Consider the following 4,245-nt stretch of genomic DNA (forward strand, 5'->3'; position numbering starts at 1 on the left):
CAGGATACCCTGCAGCGCCACGCCTACCTGGTCGGGCCGGTTGCCGAGGTCGTCGGCCAGCTCGCGCAGGGCCCTCTCCAGCAAGAAGAAGTCGAGCAGCATCCCGGCAATCTCCCGTTCACGCGGCATGAAGGGAGCCTCTCCCGCCAGGCGGAGGTACGCCCCCAGAAAGGCGGCGGACACGTATGCCGTCCACCAGCGGGCCCAGCGTTCAAGTGCCGGCAGGTCCTCCGGCCTGGCAACGCCCATGGTCACCTGGGCCCGCAGAGCGAGGTGTGCCGCCCGATCGAAGGACCGGAACATGCCCGCCACGTCCTGCAGGGGTGACCGCTTCAGCCGGCGAGCGCTCACCGGCCGGGCCGGATCCCCCTCGAAATCGATGACGACGAAGTCTTTCCCGGTGAACAAGAGCTGGCCCAGGTGGTAGTCACCGTGGCATCGGATGCGCACGGCGTCAACCTTTCGCTCCAGGACCGACCGGAGCCGCGCCATCATCACTGGTTCGAGCTCCAACACCGCCTGCGCCGCCTGCCGGGCCTCCGCATCGAGCTCGCCCATCCGCCTGCGAAGCTCCTGCACCACCTCACTCGTGAGTCGCCGCGCGGCCTGATACAGGGAGCGCTGATCGTTGGCTGAGAACGGTTCGGGCGCGAAAGCGGGATCGCCAGGGGCGGAGGCCAGCGCGAGGTGAAGTTCCGCCGTGCGCTGGCCGAGCAGCCGTGCCGCCTCCAGGTAGGGGCCAATGGTCTCCACGGCCAGGGCCGGGAGAACTCGAGCGGCCAGGTCCAGCAAGTGTCCCGAGGGGGGATCGGGGGCCGGGGCCTCCGAATGTCCCGTCAGCAGGCCCTCGAAATAGCGGTGCAGGGCGTCGAGCGTATAGTCCCAGGCGTCCTGGCCTCCGTGGGGGACGAACCCCTCGAGAAGGGCCAGCGTCAGCGGCTCGCCCTGGCCACGTCGGTACTCAACACCGCCGACGAGGGGCGGGATGTTTTCGAACGAGGTGCGCTCGGTGAGGAATCGCAGGGTCTCGAGTTCCGGGTTGACGCCATCGCCCAGGCACCGGAAAAGTTTGAGGATCAGCCGATCACCAAAGAGCACCGACGTGTTGCGCTGCTCGACCTGGAGCACCGACGGTTCGAGCGCAGCGGGCTCGGTTCCCACGAGCTGCCGGCCTGCCCGGGCTGGCCAGAAGAGGACCTCTCCTTCCATCCCCTTCAAACGGCGCCGCCGAACGATGGCATCCAGCAGCCGCTTGCAAAATCCGGGGTCCCACAGCGCGTCGTGCAGCACCCCCTCCTGCACCCCGCCGTTGCTGACCACGGTGAGCCGGGCAACGACCGCGTGGGGGAAGCGGGCCAGCGCGTCTATCGCCGCCTGTCCCGCAGCGAAGGTGAGGGGCACCAGGTAGGTGTCGGGATCCCCCTCGGTGTAATCCACGCGGGCCAGGACCAAAACCCCGGCATTCCCGCCGTTAGACAGAGGCACGGCATCGAGGAGGCTCACCGACTGGATGCGCCGCCTTCGGTTTCCAAACCACCGCCTCACCCTGAGGTAAGTTGCCAGTGCACCTTCTAGGGCTTCCCTGGCCCTGCCCCCTATGACACTCTCCCACGCTCCCCGCACCTCGAGCCTCGGCAGTTCGGCCGCACTCACGGCCGGTTCACCCGCCCGGATCTCGGGCTGTCGCTTTCGCTCCAGCGAAAACCAGTAAAACGCATGCGGCCCCAGGGTGAGAAAATACGGGCCGTCCCCCACCGGCGGAAACTCCGTGCGCCCGAAAAGTTCGACGGGTACCATCCCTCGGAACGCCGACAGATCCAGCTCGACGTACTGGACAAACCGCGACAGATTGGCGACGACCAGGATCTGCTCGTCCTCGTAGCGGCGCACGAAGGCCAGCACCTTCCGGTTTTCCGGGTGGAGGAAATCCAGGCTCCCCCGGCTGAACGCCTTGAAGCGCTTGCGAAGGGCGATGAGCCGCCGCATCCACCACAAGAGGGAGTGCGGGTTGTTTTGCTGCGCCTCCACGTTGACGGCTTCGTAGTGATACTCCGGATCGATGATGATGGGAAGGTACAGCCGCTGGGGATTGGCCCGGGAGAAACCGGCGTTACGGTCGGCGCTCCACTGCATCGGGGTGCGGACGCCGTTGCGGTCGCCAAGGTAGATGTTGTCCCCCATGCCGATCTCGTCGCCGTAGTAAATGATCGGCGTCCCGGGAAGGGAAAAGAGCAGGCCGTTCATGAGTTCGATCTTCCGCCGGTGGTTGCCCAGCAGGGGAGCCAGCCGGCGCCGGATGCCGAGGTTGATCCGGGCCTGCGGATCCTGCGCATAGACGCGGTACATGTAGTCCCGCTCCTCGTCGGTGACCATCTCCAGGGTCAGCTCGTCGTGATTGCGCAAGAACAGCGCCCACTGGGCCGTCTCCGGGATGGCCGGCGTCTGGCTCAGGATGTCGGTGATGGGAAAGCGGTCCTCCATGTGAATGGCCATGAACAGCCGGGGCATCAAAGGGAAATGGAAGACCATGTGGCAGGCGTCGCCGCTGCCGAAGTACGCGACGGCATCCTCCGGCCACTGGTTGGCCTCGCCGAGGAGCATCCGGTTGGGGTAGCGCGAATCGATGTGGCGGCGCAGCTGCTTGATCAACTCGAACGTCTCCGGCAGGCTCTCGCAGGGGGTGCCCTCCCGCTCGTAGAGGTAGGGGATGGCATCGAGACGCATCCCGTCGACTCCTAGCCGCATCCAGTGGTCGACGACGCGGAACATCATCTTGCGCACGTACGGGTTGTCGTAGTTGAGGTCGGGCTGGTGCGAGTAGAAGCGGCGCCAGTAGTAGGCTCGTGCCACCGGGTCCCAGGTCCAGTTGGATGGCTCAAAGTCTTTGAAGATGATGCGGGCCTCTCGATACCGGTCCGGTGTGTCGCTCCAGACGTAGAAGTTGCGCCACACACTGCCAGGTTTGGCCCTACGGGAACGCTGAAACCAGGGGTGCTGGTCGGACGTGTGGTTCAACACGAGTTCGGTGATGACGCGGATTCCCCGTCGGTGCGCTTCCCGCAGGAACACCTCGAAGTCTCGCAGCGTGCCGTACGCAGGGTGGACGCCGAAATAGTCCGCTATGTCGTAGCCGTCGTCCTTGAGAGGGGACGGGTAGAACGGGAGCAGCCAGACGGCGGTGACGCCCAGAGATTGAATGTAATCGAGCTTTTGGGTCAGGCCGGGGAAATCCCCGATCCCGTCTGCGTTGCTGTCGTAGAAGGCACGCACGTGCACCTCGTAAATGACGGCATCCTTGTACCACAGCGGGTCGTCAGCAAATGTGACGGGCTCGACGTAGCGTGCGGCCACGCCCCGATCTCCCCTTTTTTGCGCGTCTAAACCTGGTATGATGCTCCGGCGCTGGCGTTCGAGCCAGCGCCAGTATAGCACGACGGTACCGGCCCGCTACCCCCGGCGGGGGCATAGCTCATGCGTGCCGTCAAGGGGATCGCCTCGGCGAAGCGGCCTTGCGGCAGCCCAGGCGACCGGGGGCGACCTCTCTCCGGCCGCGGCGGCTTCGGGATATCATCGCGCGTTGGCACGGTCGCAACGGGACAAATGTCCCCCGCGAATGAGAGAGATGTCCATTACGGGCGTGTCGGCGGCTCGCTAGAATGCACCGACGGTGGAACACCCCGGTCGAATGCGGGGATAATGGCGATGGAAACCATCGACAACCTGTCGGCTGCACGGTTCCTCATGGCGTTTTCTCTGGGGTTTCACATGATCTTTGCGGCCCTCGGAGTGGGCATGCCGGTTTTGATGCTCATCGCCGAAGGGCTATGGCTCCGTTTCCACAAGCCCTACTTGCTTGCACTCGCCCGCACGTGGGCCAAGGCGACCGGCATCCTGTTTGCCATCGGGGCCGTGAGCGGCACGGCGCTTTCCTTTGAGCTCGGCCTGCTCTGGCCCGCCTTCATGGAGCGGTTTGGCCACGTGATCGGGCCTGCCTTCACACTGGAGGCCTTTGCGTTCTTCATCGAGGCCATCTTCCTCGCCCTGTACCTGTACGGGTGGGACCGGCTGCCGCCCTTGGCACACTGGTTGACGGGCATTCCGGTGGCGCTCGGCAGTGCGGCCTCGAGCGTGCTGGTGGTGGCCTCCAACGCCTGGATGCAGAACCCGATAGGGGCAGAGCTTTTGAACTCCAACCCGGAAGCCCTCACTCCCCTCCAGGCGCTGTTCTACAATCCCGCATGGCGA

Annotated in this window: 2 protein-coding genes; one reads left to right on the plus strand and one right to left on the minus strand. The window is 65.2% G+C overall.

What is annotated here, in order from left to right:
* Positions 1-3,351: maltose alpha-D-glucosyltransferase (treS, locus tag AB1609_16900; GenBank protein MEW6048125.1), on the minus strand; the 3,351-nt coding region annotated here is incomplete at its 3' end.
* Positions 3,352-3,696: 345 nt separating this feature from the next.
* On the opposite strand from treS, the gene AB1609_16905 reads away from it, so the two are divergent.
* On the plus strand, positions 3,697-4,245 hold a 549-nt coding region (locus tag AB1609_16905; protein MEW6048126.1), incomplete at its 3' end, for a cytochrome ubiquinol oxidase subunit I.

This window comes from Bacillota bacterium (assembly GCA_040754675.1).
In the GTDB taxonomy this organism is placed as follows: Bacteria; Bacillota; Limnochordia; order Limnochordales; family Geochordaceae; genus Geochorda.